At 72.5% G+C, this 14157-nt stretch carries 13 protein-coding genes; 6 read left to right on the top strand and 7 right to left on the bottom strand.

The genetic code is table 11. From position 1 onward, the window contains the following. Positions 1–91: 91 nt before the first annotated feature. Positions 92–1300, top strand: coding sequence for a hypothetical protein (locus tag ACFO60_RS08135; protein WP_380838770.1), 1209 nt, complete (start codon positions 92–94; stop codon positions 1298–1300). 107 nt (positions 1301–1407) lie between these two features. After that, entirely contained in the window at positions 1408–1608 is a 201-nt protein-coding gene (locus ACFO60_RS08130; protein WP_380838768.1) for a hypervirulence associated TUDOR domain-containing protein, read from the top strand. 299 nt (positions 1609–1907) lie between these two features. On the opposite strand, the gene ACFO60_RS08125 is transcribed toward ACFO60_RS08130, so the two are convergent. Further along, positions 1908–2777 (bottom strand): universal stress protein, encoded by an 870-nt coding sequence (locus ACFO60_RS08125; protein WP_380838767.1) that lies wholly within the window; start codon positions 2775–2777, stop codon positions 1908–1910. Between the two features lie 82 nt (positions 2778–2859). Then, a complete protein-coding gene (locus ACFO60_RS08120; protein WP_380838765.1) occupies positions 2860–3561 on the bottom strand; it encodes a CBS domain-containing protein in 702 nt (233 codons plus the stop codon). Positions 3562–3743: 182 nt separating this feature from the next. Between ACFO60_RS08120 and gap the strand changes: the two genes are divergently transcribed. Both gap and ACFO60_RS08110 read left to right on the top strand, forming a co-directional pair. Beyond that, positions 3744–4733 (top strand): type I glyceraldehyde-3-phosphate dehydrogenase, encoded by a 990-nt coding sequence (gene gap / locus ACFO60_RS08115; protein WP_380838763.1) that lies wholly within the window; start codon positions 3744–3746, stop codon positions 4731–4733. 195 nt (positions 4734–4928) lie between these two features. Next, positions 4929–5927, top strand: a complete 999-nt coding sequence (locus ACFO60_RS08110; RefSeq protein WP_380838761.1) for an Acg family FMN-binding oxidoreductase — start codon at positions 4929–4931, stop codon at positions 5925–5927. Positions 5928–6070: 143 nt separating this feature from the next. On the opposite strand, the gene ACFO60_RS08105 is transcribed toward ACFO60_RS08110, so the two are convergent. Then, complete coding sequence (locus ACFO60_RS08105; RefSeq protein WP_380838759.1) at positions 6071–6772, bottom strand: TetR/AcrR family transcriptional regulator; 702 nt, start codon at positions 6770–6772, stop codon at positions 6071–6073. Positions 6773–7035: 263 nt separating this feature from the next. Here ACFO60_RS08105 and ACFO60_RS08100 point away from each other — a divergent pair, with 263 nt between their 5' ends. Then, positions 7036–7458, top strand: a complete 423-nt coding sequence (locus ACFO60_RS08100) for a DoxX family protein (protein ID WP_380838757.1) — start codon at positions 7036–7038, stop codon at positions 7456–7458. 37 nt (positions 7459–7495) lie between these two features. On the opposite strand, the gene ACFO60_RS08095 is transcribed toward ACFO60_RS08100, so the two are convergent. From ACFO60_RS08095 to ACFO60_RS08080, 4 genes are all read right to left on the bottom strand, one after another. Further along, the gene (locus ACFO60_RS08095) at positions 7496–8116 is read right to left on the bottom strand and encodes a class I SAM-dependent methyltransferase (protein WP_380838755.1); all 621 of its coding nucleotides are present in this window, start codon (positions 8114–8116) and stop codon (positions 7496–7498) included. Positions 8117–8167: 51 nt separating this feature from the next. Further along, positions 8168–8569 (bottom strand): VOC family protein, encoded by a 402-nt coding sequence (locus ACFO60_RS08090; RefSeq protein WP_380838753.1) that lies wholly within the window; start codon positions 8567–8569, stop codon positions 8168–8170. A gap of 227 nt (positions 8570–8796) precedes the next feature. Then, positions 8797–9597 (bottom strand): hypothetical protein, encoded by an 801-nt coding sequence (locus ACFO60_RS08085; RefSeq protein ID WP_380838751.1) that lies wholly within the window; start codon positions 9595–9597, stop codon positions 8797–8799. Positions 9598–9753: 156 nt separating this feature from the next. Next, on the bottom strand, positions 9754–12120 hold the full coding sequence (locus tag ACFO60_RS08080) for a beta-xylosidase/alpha-l-arabinosidase (protein WP_380838749.1): 2367 nt from the start codon (positions 12118–12120) through the stop codon (positions 9754–9756). A gap of 829 nt (positions 12121–12949) precedes the next feature. On the opposite strand from ACFO60_RS08080, the gene ACFO60_RS08075 reads away from it, so the two are divergent. Next, positions 12950–14053 (top strand): glycosyltransferase, encoded by a 1104-nt coding sequence (locus ACFO60_RS08075; protein ID WP_380838747.1) that lies wholly within the window; start codon positions 12950–12952, stop codon positions 14051–14053. Positions 14054–14157: the final 104 nt, after the last annotated feature.

Raw genomic sequence — 14157 nt, 5'->3', positions numbered from 1 at the left:
AGCGGGCACCACGCATCGCATCTCTGCTATTGCCGTAAGTGCCGCTTGTGTGCGTGGCTTGGACTCGGTGCCACATGAGGAGGCGAGTGCGATGCCGGAGAAAGCGGGAGTGCTGGTGCTCATGGGGTCGGGGGAGACCAGCCCGACCATGGTGGAGGTACATCGAGCAGTCGTCCGGAGGCTGGGCCGTGGACCGCGTGCCCTGCTGCTCGACACGCCGTACGCGTTCCAGGAGAACGCCGCTGAGATTTCCGCGCGTGCCAGACGTTACTTCGCGGACAGCGTCGGGCTGGCGGTGGAGGTCGCCTCGGGCGCCGGCGCCCTCATCGACGCCGACTGGGTGTTCTCAGGGCCGGGAAGCCCGACCTACGCGCTGGACCAGTGGCGGGCGTCGGAGGTGGGCGCCGAGCTGCGCGCCCGGGTCGGCTCCCGCAGTGGCGCCACGGTGCTGGCCTCGGCGGCGGCCTGCACGGTGGGTGTGGCGGCGGTGCCGGTGTACGAGATCTACAAGGTGGGCGCGGAGCCGCACTGGCGTGAGGGCATCGACCTGCTGTCGGCGCTGGGGCTGCCGGTCGTGGTGATCCCTCACTATGACAACACCGAAGGCGGCACGCACGACACGCGCTTCTGCTATCTGGGTGAGCGGCGGCTGTCCCAGATGGAGCGCGAGCTGCCGGAGGAGGCCGCGGTGCTGGGCATCGACGAGCACACGGCCGTCGAGATCGACCTGCGGGCCGAGACCGTCACGGTGCGCGGGCGCGGCTCGATGACGGTGCGCCGCCAGGGAGCGCAGACCGTGTTCCCCACCGGCAGCGTGCTCGGCCTGGACGAGCTGCGCGAGCTGGCCAAGGGCGTCACGGGGTTCGTTCCCGCCGAGCGGGTCGCGCCCGAGGCCGAGGAGGACGCCCCGAGCGCCACGCTGGCGGAGTCGGTGCACCAGTGCGAGTCGCGGTTCGACGACGCCGCCGAGTGCGGCGACTCCGCCGCGCTGAGCGAGGCCGTGCTGCAGCTGGAGGCCGAGATCAGCCGCTGGGCCGCCGACACCGAGGAGGACGAGGGCGGCGTCGACCAGGCGCGTGCGGTGCTGCGCCACCTGGTCGTCCGGCTCGGCCGCCTGGCCGACCTGCGCTCCCCTCGAGATCGGCTCGCCCCGCTGGTCGACCCCCTCGTCGCCCTGCGCGGACGGCTGCGCAAGGAGGGGGCGTACGAGACGGCGGACGCGGTGCGGGAGGTCCTCACCGAGGGCGGTGTCGTCATCGAGGACACCTCGCAGGGCCCGCGCTGGAGCCTGCGTTCCTGACCTCCTCCCACACGCACCAAGGGTGATTTGTAGACATGTCGCGTGGAATGCCCGGCTTGCCGGCCGGGCATGTCACCCTTATGGCCAGAACCACCGAACATCGAAAAGTGGCCGTCGGCGACGAGGTCACCTGGAAGAGCCACGGGTCCACCGCCTCCGGAAAGGTCGAAGAGAAGATCACCGAGCGCACCGAGCGGGCCGGCCGCGTCGTCGACGCCTCGGACGAGGAGCCGCAGTACCTCGTGCGCAGCGAGAAGAGCGGCAAGAGCGCCGTGCACAAGGCGTCGGCGCTGCGCAAGAAGCGCTGACACGACCGAAGAGGAACGCGGGATCAGCCTCGAAATCCGACGGAGACGGTCACGCCTTGGCGTGACGTCCGCGGCTCCCGCCGGCGGCTCGCCCATGGGCCGGCCGCCACCTGCTCGAAGAGCCCGCTGGACCCGTTGACGGGCGTGACATCCCGCGACTAGCGCCGGTCATCCCGGGCAGTCCGGAGGCACTGGGTCGTATGCCGGGCCGCCTCCCCCCGTCCGGCAGCCCACGGGCGGACCGGCCGGAGCCGGCCGGCATCCCGGCACGCGGTGACGGGGGGCGCGGGCTGACCGGGTCACTCTTCATGGACGCGGGGGCGGACGACGGCGACGGGGCAGTGGGCCCCGTGCAGCGCGCCGTGGCCGACCGAACCGAGCACGGCTCCCTTGAACCCGCCGAGACCGCGGGATCCGACGACGAGCAGGTCGGCCTTCTCGGACGCCTCCACCAGGGCGGGAATGGGGTGCCCGCACACGCCCGACTCCACCAGCGTCACCTGCGGGTACCTCTCGTGCCAGGGGACGAGCCACTGCTTGACCCGCTCAAGCCCCGCCTCGAAGATGCCCTGGACGGCATCGGTGTAGGCGACCATGAACGGCGAGAACATCGGGGCCATCCAGGCGTACACGGCGTGCACGCGCGCCCCGCGCAGCAGCGCCTGATCAAGGGCATACTCCAGGGCGGACTCCGAGTGCGGCGACCCGTCGACGCCGACGACGATCTCGCCGAACCTCTCGTGCGGCGGGTCGCGCACGACCACGACGGGCCCGGCGGCGTGCCCGGCGAGCGCGATGCCCACCGACCCGACGACCAGGCCGGTGAAGCCGCCCATGCCGCGGCTGCCGAGCACCAGGGTGTCGGTCTTCTCCGACTCGTGCCGCAGCCGCTCCACGACCGCGCCGGTGATCAGCTCGGTCGTGACGGCGACGCCCGGGGCCCGCTCGCGGGCGTGCTCGGCGGCCTTCGCCAGCACCCCCTCGCAGAAGTCGGTCAGGGACTGGTCGAACCCATCGACGCGGTGGAACGGGAACTCGGTGGCCCAGGGTTCGCGGACGTGCACGACGCGCAGCGCGCTCCCGGTGCGCGCCGCGTCGTCGGCCGCCCAGTCGACCGCCGCCAGAGCGGAGGGGGAACCGTCGACCGCGACAGTGACAAGCCCGAACATGATCTTCTCCTTCGTCGTGCCGGACAGCCCGGCTCCCGCTATCGCGTCCTCCCACGTCGTGCCGGACGGCCCGGCGCCGGGCTCACCGTGACTCCCACGTGGGAGTGTCATCCTCGTCCCACTTGAGCTCGTCGACCACGTCCACCACGCCGTTGACCCGCATGACGGCGCGGGCGGCGATGTGCGCGTTGCTGCGACGGTCCATCTCCCCAGCCAGCGTGACGACGCCCCGCCGCACTGTGGTCCTCACACGGGAGGCGTCCATCCACAGCGACCGGCGCAGGACGTCCTCCATGATCTCCTTGGCGATGTCCGCGTCCGGGCGGACGAAGACCTTGAGCACGTCACGGCGGCTCACCACTCCCTGCAGCACGCCGTCCTCGGTGACGACGGGCAGGCGCTTCACGCCGTGCTCGTCCATCAGCCGCATGGCGTGCACCACCGACGCCTGCGGCCTGATGGTGACGGCCGGGCTGGTCATCAGCTCGGCGGCCGTGTCTCCCCGCGCCTTCTCGCGGGCCGTGCCGCCCTCCTGGCCGAGGCGGTGGCGCAGCCGCGCCCGCAGCGGCGGCTGGTACCCCTCGCGGTAGTACTGCTCCTTGAACTCCTCTTTCAGCAGCAGATCCGCTTCGGAGACCACACCGATGACGTGGTTCTCCCCGTCGACGACCGGTACCGCGCTCACGCCGTGGGCGATGAGCACCTCCGCGACGTCCTTGAACGGCGTGCTGCCGTTGACCGACGCGACGTCCCGGGTCATGACCTCGTTCACCTTCACCCGCATGGTGGCCTCCTCCGTGCACAGTGCCTCTCCCCCGAGTTCACCGCCGTTCCCGCCGGGAGTGGAGAGCCGCAAGTCCCCGATTCCCGGGCCGTTGCGCCCGCCGCCGTGGCCCTTCGTCCCCTACAGCGGGGGACGGCGCCGGCCGCACCATGGCGCCAGAGGCTCGGCAGGGAGGAACCACAATGAAGATCGGAATCAACGGGTTCGGCCGGATCGGCAGGGCCGTGCTCCGCCGCGGCCTGTCCGCGGACATGGACATCGTCGCCATCAACGACGTGACCGACGCGGAGACACTGGCGCATCTGCTCAAGTACGACTCCACCTATGGCCCCTTCGGCGTCCCCGTCAAGGGGTCGGGCTCGACGATCCAGGTCGGCGGCCGGGTCATCCCCGTCACCGCCCACCGCGACCCCGCGCACATCGACTGGGCCGCCTACGGCGCCGACCTCGTCATCGAGGCCACCGGCAGGTTCCGGGCCAGGGACGACGCGGCCCGCCACCTCAAGGGGGGCGCCCGCAAGGTCCTCATCTCCGCTCCGGGCAAGAACGTGGACGCGACGATCGTCCCCGGCGTCAACGACGGCGTCTACGACGCGGCGCGCCACGAGATCGTCTCCCTCGCGTCCTGCACCACCAACTGCGTCGCGCCGATGGCCAAGGTGCTGCACGAGAACTTCGGCATCGTCAAGGGCTTCATGACGACGATCCACGCCTACACCGGCGACCAGAGGCTGCTGGACGCCCCGCACAAGGATCCGCGCCGTGCCCGCTCCGCCGCGGTCAACATCGTCCCGACGACCACGGGCGCGGCCCGCATGGTCGGCGAGGTGCTGCCCGAGCTGGCCGGCAGGCTGGACGGCGTCGCGCTGAGAGTGCCGGTGGAGGACGGCTCGCTCACCGATCTCACGGTCCTGCTGTCGCGCCCGGCGGAGCTGGAGGAGGTCGACCACGCGTTCGCCGAGGCGGCGCTCGGGGACCTGCGCGGCATCCTGCGCTACAGCACCGATCCCCTTGTCTCCCGCGACATCATCGGCGAGGCCGCCTCCTGCGTCTACGACTCGGCCCTTACCGAGGCCGACGGCACGCTGGTGAAGGTCTTCGGCTGGTATGACAACGAATGGGGGTACGCCAACCGGCTGGTCGAGATGGCGTCCCGCATGGCGCGCTCTTAGCAGCCCCTCCGGCCGCCGCACCCGGCCCGAGGGTCGTCACCGCCCGGGCGTGCTCCCGGGTCATGGGCCTTTCGGCCCGCACGCGCGGGACCAGCGGCCCCGGATATCCGGTCCCGCCCTGGGGAGTACGGAAAGTGAGGCGAACGCTTGCCGCTCCGGCCGCCGGTGACGGCGCGCCGGCAGGGAGGGAGACCCATGAACACTCGCGCGTCGGCCGGCGGGGCCGCGCACGCGGTCCGGTCCGCGGTGGAGGCGGCGATCCACGCGCCCTCGGTGCACAACACCCAGCCGTGGTCGTTCACCGTGGCCGGTGACGAGATCAGCCTGCGCGCCGACCTCGACAGGATCCTGCCGGTGGCCGACCCGTCGGGCCGGCAGATGCTGATCAGCTGCGGCGCGGCCCTGCTGGACGTGCGCATCGCGCTGTACGCGCTCGGACACCCGCCCGAGGTGGCGCTCCTGCCCGATCCGGACCGTCCCTCTCTGCTGGCGAGGGTCCGGCCAGGGGCCGGTGCGGCGGCCGACGAGCACGCCCGCATGCTGTACGCGCAGGTCGAGCGGCGCCGCACGCACCGGGGCGGGTTCACCGAGCAGGCGCTGCCGGAAGCCCTGGTCGAGGAGTTGGTGGAGCAGGCGCGCATGGAGGGCGCGCATCTCACGCCGGTCCGGTCGCCGGCCGCCGTCCGCGTGCTCGGCGCGATCACCAACGCGGCCCAGGAGGCCCAGTCGCAGGACCGCCTGTTCACCCTGGAGGTGATCCGCTGGAGCCGGCCGCCCGGCAGCACCCGGCGTGACGGCGTGCCGGCGGAGGCGTATCCGAGAGCGCCGGGGCGCACCTACCCGCAGCACTTCGCGCAGCGCGACTACGCCCGCGGCCACGGATGGGGCGGCGACACCGAGCATCCGGAGGCCGCCGCCACCGGGCTGGTCGCCGTGCTGACCACGGTGGGCGACGCCCGCGAGGACTGGCTGGCCGCCGGTCAGGCGCTGCAGCGCGTCCTGCTGCACGCCTCGGCGCACGGGGTCGGCGCCGCGTTCCACACCCAGGCGCTGGAGATGCCCCAGCTGCGGGAGTTCCTGCGCGACCAGGTGTGCTCGGGCGAGCATCCACAGATGATCATGAGGCTGGGCTACGTCGCCGAGGAGGGCACGAGCGTCCGCCGCCCGGCCACCGAGGTCGTCGAGGAACGCTGAGCCCCCGCGAGCCCGGGGAAACGCCGAACCCTCGTGTACCAGGGGGACCGAGCCTTCGCGAGCTCCGGGACGCCGAGCCCTCGCGAGCTCTGGGACGCCGAGCCCTCGCGAGCTCTGGGACGCCGAGCCCTCGCGAGCCGCCGTCACAGGCTCCAGGCGTCGGCGAAGGCTTCCACCTCCGTGTCAAGGAGCGTGGCGGGGGAGTGCCCCATGCCGTCGAACTGGCCCTGGACCTCCAGGCTGACGATGCCGTGCAGCCGGGCCCAGATGACGACGGCGCCCGCCAGCGCCGTGGCCGCGTCGCCCTCGGGAGCGTAGGCCCGCACCCAGTCGGCGACCGGCGGCGTCTCGGCGGCCCACCGCGCCATCTGGGCCGTGAGCTCCTCCGCCCCGTGCGGCGGGCGTCCGAGCGCGATGACGGAGAGGAAGGGGCCGAGCACGGCCCTGGCCCGTTCGAGCGTCTCGGGCGGTGCCTGGTATCCGGGGGACGGCGTCCCGGCGAGCAGGTGGAACAGGTGCGGCGCGGCCACGGCCCACGCGCGGTACGCCGCGGCCAGGGCGTGCAGGCGCTCGCGCGGCGGCCGGCCGGCGACCCGCGCGGCCGCCGCGTCCGCCGCCGCGGCGGCCTGGTCGTAGCCGTCGCCGATCAGCTCGGTGAGCAGGTCGTCACGGCTGCGGAAGTACTTGTACAGCGCGGGACCGGTGACGCCGAGCTGCTTGGCCACCGCGTTGAGGCTCAGCGCGGCCGCCCCGCCCGACCCGATCTGGGCGAGCGCGGCCTCCTTGATCTCGGCGCGCACCTGGTCCCGGTAGCGCTGGCGCGGTGTGCCGCCGCGGACCGCCATGCGAATCACCCTCTCGACCCCGCCGGCATGCCCAGCGTTGGTTACATGCCCTAACCAACGATAGAGAATGATTCCACGGTTGTGCACAGGCCCGCCCGGCCCCTCCGCCGCGGCGCCGGGCCGTGCTCGACGGGCGGCCCGGACTCCCTTCGTACGCGCGCGAAAAAAAATCCAGGAGAACAAGTCGCGGGCGTGTCGATTCGCGACGTCCCGGGGCGACGCCTTGGTGAGAGCGAAGCACTCCCCCACGGAAGGACCCCCTCATGGCCGCCACCACCCTCACCTCCGGAACCGCCCCCTCCACCCGTCCCCGCCTCCTGCGCAGGGTCCTGTGGGTCTTCCAGATCTTCTTCGGACTGTTTCTGATCGGGGCGTCCGCCCTGCCGAAGTTCGCCGGTCAGAAGGACGCCGTCGAGACCTTCACGCTGATCGGCTGGGGGCAGTGGTTCCGGTACGTGACCGGCGCCGTCGAGCTGGCGGGCGGCATCGGCCTGCTGATCCCGCGCCTGGCCGGGGCCGCGGCGGCCGGGCTCGTCGGCCTGATGACCGGCGCCGCGCTGACCCACTTCCTCGTCACCGAGCCCGTCTGGGCGCTGCTGCCGATCGGCATGGGCGTGGTGTTCGCGCTGATCGCCTGGGACCGCCGTGAGCAGACGCGCGACCTGATCCGCTCCCTCAAGCGCTGACCGGCGACACCGGGCACTGGCCGTGCGTTCGGGCAGGTCAGGCGCTCGGGGCGCCGTCCGGGACGTCGCGAACGGCGATGACCAGGGTGTCGATCGCCTCACGCGTGCCGGCGTCGGTGGCGACCGGACGGCGCACGCGCCCGGCGCGCGCGACGGTCAACGGTGCGAGCGACGAGGTGAGGGACTCCGGGGTGTACAGGACGCCGGCGTCGCGCGGACCGCCCACGCCGTCCTCCAGGTTGGTCACGTCGTGCCCGACGACCAGCAGGCGGCCGCCGGGCGCCAGCGCGTCCACGGCCGCGCGCAGCACGGCGGCGAGGTCGTCCGGCGGCAGGTGCAGGTAGGCGATGAGCACGAGGTCGTGAGCGGCCGGCTCGGGACGGTACTCGCGAAGGTCGGACATGACCCACTCGACGGCCACGCCGCGCTCGCCGGCCATGCGCCGGGCCTTCTCCAGCCCGGTGGCGGAGAAGTCGACCCCCGTCATCCGCCAGCCCCGCTCGGCGAGCCACACGGTGTTGCGCCCTTCGCCGGCGCCCAGGTCGAGACCGCGCCCCGGCCGCAGCCCGGCGAGATGCTCGACCACGAAGCGGTTGGGCTCGGCGGTCCAGAGCAGCCCGCTCGCCTCGTAGCGCTGGTCCCACTCCGCCTTCTTCATGCGCGACCTCCCGGGGCGATCATATGCCCGCCCCGGTGGGAGGCGCCGGGGTCAGAGCGCGCGGGAGGCGTCCACGACCTTCAGGTAATGCACGTTGTACATGACCCCGAGGATGTTGCCGAAGGGGTCGACCACCGAGGCGGTGAAGAACCCGGGGCCGCGCTCGGTGGGCGGCTCGTACTCCTTCGCCCCCAGGGACAGCAGCCTCGCCACGGTCGCCTCGACGTCATCGACATGCCAGTACAGGATGCCGCCCGCGGGGCCCGGGGGCGGGCCGCCGGGCCTGTAACGGGCGTCGACCAGGCCGAACTCGTGCTCGTAGTCACCCACGCGGAACTCGGCGTAGCCGGGCCGCTCGAAGTACGGGGCGACGCCCAGCACCTCGGTGTACCACTTCTTCGCCTCCTCCAGGTCGTCCGCCCAGTAGTTGGCCGTTGCCATTCCTCGCAACATCGGTGTCCCCTTCGGCTCGCGGACCCCGGTCCCGCCATGACGGCCGGAGGGGTGCCGTGAGACAGACCCTACGCAGCAATGCGGAAAGGATCGGTCCTCATTCCCCGGCGATCAGCGGTCCTCGTTTCCCGGCGGTCATGGGCCTCAGGCGCGGTCGGTGGCGTGGACGGGGGCCCGCGCCGCCACGGCGTGCGTCCGGCCGTGGCGGCGTGCGTCCGCTCAGGCCTCTAGCAGCCGATCCGCTTCGTGCTCAGCGCGATGTCGTCCAGCCACACGTCGTAGGCGGCCGGGGAGGGGTTCGACTGGTAGAGCTGCCAACCGAGCTTGACGGTGTCGAAGCGGGGGAGGACGAAGTCGACGTCGTTGCCGCCGTGCTCGCGGGTGGAGGCGCTGAGCTCGGGCCGCGGCACTCCGTCGAACCAGGTGGTGACGCGGTTGTCGGCGGGGTCCATCCGCCACTCGAAGCACTGCCACACGCCGGCCCGGGAGGGGGCGTTCTCGCGCCAGTTCGTCCAGTCGCCGGTGGGACCGCCGTCCGCGCCGACGCCCCAGAGCGCGACGCCGCCTCTCACCTCGGGGACGTACTGGCCGCCGAGCGGGCGGACGATCTCGGGGCCGGCGCCGGTCGTCTCGATGAGGGTGTAGTGCGCCCAGTCCGGCGCGACGGGGAACGCCTTGACGCGCAGCCGCACCCGGCCGTAGAAGCCGTTGCCCGGCGGGGCGAAGTCGTCGACCCTCAAGAAGGCGCGCCCGTTGCCCTCGGTGTGCACGCGGAGCACCTTCTGGCCGGCCCGTCCGTCATGGCCGTCGCGCCCGCGCTCGACGGTGAGGGCGCCGTGCTTGGTGTCGACGCCCCAGTCGAGGGAGGCGGCGCCGCCGATGGGCAGGTCCTGGAAGTCCTCGCAGAACAGCAGGGTCCGGTCGGAACAGGTGCCGGCCCCGTGACGGGCGGGTTCCGCGGCGGCGACCGGCGTGGCCGTCAGGGGTAGCAGCATGGCCAAGGAGGCCACGGATAACCATTTCCGCACGACGAGCTCCTTTGCGACGGATGATGCAGACGTAAGCTACGGGAATCGGGAGGGGGCCCATAGCGTCCGGGCGTTCCGTCGCTCCGCGCGGGCCGCCGCGGCCGGGCGTCCGCGGACGGACGCCGAGGTCGCGGCGGCCTGCCGCGCCGCTCGCGGTCAGGCGCTCGCGCCGGACACGGTGAACGTTGCATGCAGACGGCGCGTGTGGTCCACCTCGCGGACGGGCCCGGCCAGCGCGACCGTCGCGGTGAGGCGCGGCTCGGTGCTGGACGCGCTGAGCCGCAGCTCCAGCTCTCCGGGCTCGACGATCCGCCGCCCCGCGCGGCCGGTGAAGGAGGCCAGGTCGGCGGGCACGGTGACGTGGACGCGGCTCGCCTCCCCCGGGCCGAGCGGCACCCGCGCGTACCCGACGAGGCGCTGGACCGGCTGCACCACGGAGGCGACCGGGTCGTGCAGGTAGAGCTGCACGATCTCGGCGCCCTCGCGGTCCCCGGTGTTGCGCACGGTGAAGGCCAGGCTCAGCTCGCCGTCCGTGCCGGCCTGCGCGCCGTCGCCCGCGAGGTCCGACCATTCGAACGTCGTGTACGACAGGCCGTGGCCGAAGCCGAAGGCCGGCGTCGGGTCGATGTTGGACACCTCGTTGGCCTGCGCCAGCCGCGCCGACAGGTAGGTGGACGGATGCACGCCCGGCCGGCGCGGGACGCTCACCGGCAGGCGTCCCGAGGGGTTGACCCGCCCGCTGATCACGCCGGCGATCGCGGGGGTGCCCTCCTGCCCGGGGAAGAACGACTGGACGATCGCCGCGGAGCCGTCCGCCGCCGCGCCCAGCGCGTACGGCCGGCCGGCGAGCAGGGCGGTGACCACCGGCGTCCCCGTGCCGATCAGGGCGTCGAGCAGCTGCTGCTGGACGCCGGGAAGCGCCGCCGACTCGGCGTCGCAGCCCTCGCCGCTGGTGCCCCGCCCGAACAGGCCGGCCCGGTCGCCGAGCGCCGCCACGACGACGTCCGCGCCGCGCGCCAGTTCGATCGCCTCGGCGAAGCCGCCGGTGTCCAGGCCGTCGACGGTGGCGCCGGGCGCGGTGACGATCTCGGCGCCGGGGAACTCGGCGGCGAGGGCGGCGCGCAGCGTGGGCAGCTCGATGCCGGTGGGCACGTCGGGGTGGTGGACGAGCACGTGGAGGGGGAAGGAGTAGCAGCCGAGGACGGCCAGCGGGTCCTCGGCGTTGGGGCCGATGACCGCGATCTTCCCCGGCTGCCGCAGCGGCAGCGTCCCGTCGTTGCGCAGCAGGACGACGGCCTGCTCGGCGATGCGCCGCGCGATGGCGCGGTTGGCCGGCGAGTCCAGGTCGATCGACCCGCGCAGCGCCTCGGGGTCGCTCAGGTCGGCGCCCGCCAGCCCGGGGGGCACCGGGCTCCAGCCTGCGTCGAGCAGGCCGAGCTGCGCCTTCTGCGCCAGCACCCGGCGCAGCGCCCGGTCGATCAGGTCCTCGGGGATCTGCCCGGCGGCGATCGCCTCGGTCAACGGCGCGCCGAACGTCTTGACGGTGGGAAGCTCCACGTCCACGCCCGCGGCCAGCGCGATGCCCGCGGCCTCGGCCCAGCTGCCCGCCATGCCGTGCAGCGTCTTGAGGAAGGCGATGCCGAAGTAGTCGGCGACCACCGTGCCGTCGAACCCCCACGTGTCGCGCAGCAGGGTGGTCAGCAGCCATTCGTCGGCCACGGCGGGCATGCCGTCGGTGTCGGTGTAGGCGTGCATGACCGACCGCACGCCGCTCTCGCGCACGGCCATCTCGAACGGCACGAGCATCACGTCGGCGCGCTCGCGCGGGCCCATCGACACCGGGGCCAGGTTGCGCCCGGCCACGGACGCGGAGTACCCGGCGAAGTGCTTCAGCGTGGCGATGATCCCCGCCGACTCCAGGCCCTGGATGTAGGCGGTGGCGATGGTGCCCACCAGATAGGGGTCCTCGCCGATGGTCTCCTCGACCCGGCCCCACCGGGCGTCGCGCGCCACGTCCAGCACGGGCGCGAGGCCCTGGTGCACCCCGACCGAGCGCATGTCGCCGCCGATGGCGCCCGCCATCTCGCGGATCAGCGCGGGATCGAAGGTGGCGCCCCACGACAGAGGCACGGGGTAGGCCGTGGCGTTCCAGGCGGCGAGGCCGGCCAGGCACTCCTCGTGCGCCAGGGCGGGGATCGCGAACCGGCCGGCGCCGGTGATGCGCTGCTGGGTCCTGAGCAGTGACAGGGCCCCGATCGCGGGGTCGACGGGAGCCGTGCCGAAGGGCCGCGTCAGCTGTCCGAGACCGTTCGGCAGCAGGGCGTCCAGGTCGACCGCGTCATCCATCTCGTGCTGGTGCGGCGCGACCTCTCCGCCATCGCGGGAGGCGCCGACCCAGACGCCGAAAAGCTGCGCGACCTTCTCCTCCACGGTCATCTCCGCGATCAGGGCTTCGACGCGGGTCTCGGCGGCCTTGGCGGGGTCCTGCCATGCGGGAGCGGCGGGGTCTGTCTCAACGGACACGATTGAGGTCACTTTCCTCCGGCGCCCATCAGGCCCTGCACCAGGGCACGACGGGCGAACAGATAGACGAGCGGGATGGGGACCATGGACGGCGTCAGGCCTCGTACGGCTCAGGCGTGATGCCGCGCGTCACCCCGGACAGGAGGAGCGTCGAGACCGGGCGTCCGTGTTCCCCGGAGCGGTGCCGTTCTCGCAGGCTGCCGGCGTCAGGCCTCGGGCCGGCACCGTGCGGGCGCCGATGGTGCGTACGGGCGATGCGCGTCTCTTCATCGGAACCTTTCGAAAGTTTCGATTATATCTTCGAAAGTTGTCATCTTCGTGGACAGTAAGGGGTGAAGGAGATCGGGATCAACGGTGGGAGAGCACAGCTACCGAACCGTTATTTAGCAAGATATGGGCACGTGAGCATGTTTGGGGAGACCTCCGGCCGCTCGGCAGTTTTGTCCTGATGGGCGCGTTCGCGAGTGCTAGATCGCCGAAAGTTTCAGAGCCACCTGGCGCGAGCCGGTGTGAGACGCGGGCGACGGCGTTCCGCGGCCGGGTTCCGCGCGGCCGGTCCCGTGTCAGGTCCGGCGCCGCCGCCCTCTCGGTGCCAGACACGTGCGGTTCGGCGCTCGGCCCGGCCCGCCGTGGACGCCGTCCGTCCGTCCGGCGGACGGCGCGATAGGCGCCGGAGGTTAACACGATCATTCTTTTGATTGACAAGTGGACGACCATTTATGAATTGTTCGTCATTTAATTGTCCATAGCTTTTTCATGGCCTTTGTCCTAGCATGAGCGCGTGGCCGTGATCGGTAAGAACATTCGCCGTATTCGTCAGCGCCGTGAAATGGGTCCGGGGATGCTCCTCCCGCTGGAGCAGGTGTCGGATTCGCCTTCAGAAAGCTCCCCGCATGGGTCCCGGCGTGCGGCGGAGCCCGTGCCGGTGAGCGTCGTGTCGGAGTCGGCTTTCACCGTACGAGGGCACGGCGTGCACAGCGTCTTCGAGGAAAGCCTCCGTGCGATAAAGCGAATGCCGGATTTCCGGCGGGTATCCGGATTGCGGGCCTACCGCAAAGACGTGGTCCTCCATGTGCACACGATGGGCCCGCTGGCGGCGCTGCGGATGATGGCCCACCGCGGCCCGAAGCTGATCAGCGCCCACGTCACGCCGGAAACGCTCATCGGCAGCATCAAGGGCGCCCACCTGATCCGCGGGCTGGTCAACCGCTATATGCGGGGAGTCTTCGACCTGGCCACGCTCGTGCTGTCGGTGAGCAAGGCGACGACCGCCGAGCTGACCGACCTGGGCGTGCGCCGGCCGGTCATGCTGATGAGCAACGCCATCGACGAGGAGCGCATCCGCTCGCTGGCCGGCCGCCGCGCCGAGCTGCGCCGCGGGTTCGGGTGGGGCGACCACCTGGTCGTCCTCGGCGTCGGCCAGGTGCAGCCGAGAAAGGGCGTGGAGGAATTCGTCTCCTGCGCCCGGGCCCTGCCGCATCTGCGGTTCGTGTGGGTGGGCGGGATGCAGTTCGGCATGCTGTCCGACGCCCGGCACGATCTGACCCGCCTGCGGGAGACCGCCCCGGACAACGTGACCTTCACCGGTCTGGTCCCGAGGGACGAGGTGTTCGCGTACTGCGCCGCGGCCGACGTGTTCTTCCTGCCGTCCAAGCACGAGACCTTCGGGCTGGCCACGCTCGAGGCCGCGACCGCCGCCCTGCCGGTGGTGGTGCCGGACCTCCCCTGCTACCGCGACTGGCTGAAGGACGCCTACCTGCACGCCCGCACCGTGCCCGAGTTCGTCGAGCTGCTGCGGAGCCTGGAGGACGCGCCGGTGCGCGCCACGTGGGCGGCGCTGGCCGCGACCGCCGCCACGGCGCACGACTCGCGGACACTGGCCGACGGCCTGCGCGAGGCGTACCTCCTGGCCGCGGCCCGCCACCGGCCCTGACCGGCGAGGCGGCCTGGCGCGGCGGCTGGGCCGCCGGGACCGGCGGCGGGCGATCCGGACGGCCAGGGGAGGCCTGGCGCGTCCGGGAGGCATGGGGGCCGGGC

This window comes from Sphaerisporangium dianthi (genome assembly GCF_042654065.1).
Lineage (GTDB): Bacteria > Actinomycetota > Actinomycetes > Streptosporangiales > Streptosporangiaceae > Sphaerisporangium > Sphaerisporangium dianthi.
Note: the sequence above shows the minus strand (reverse complement) of the source record. Positions and strands in the feature narration are given on the sequence as shown.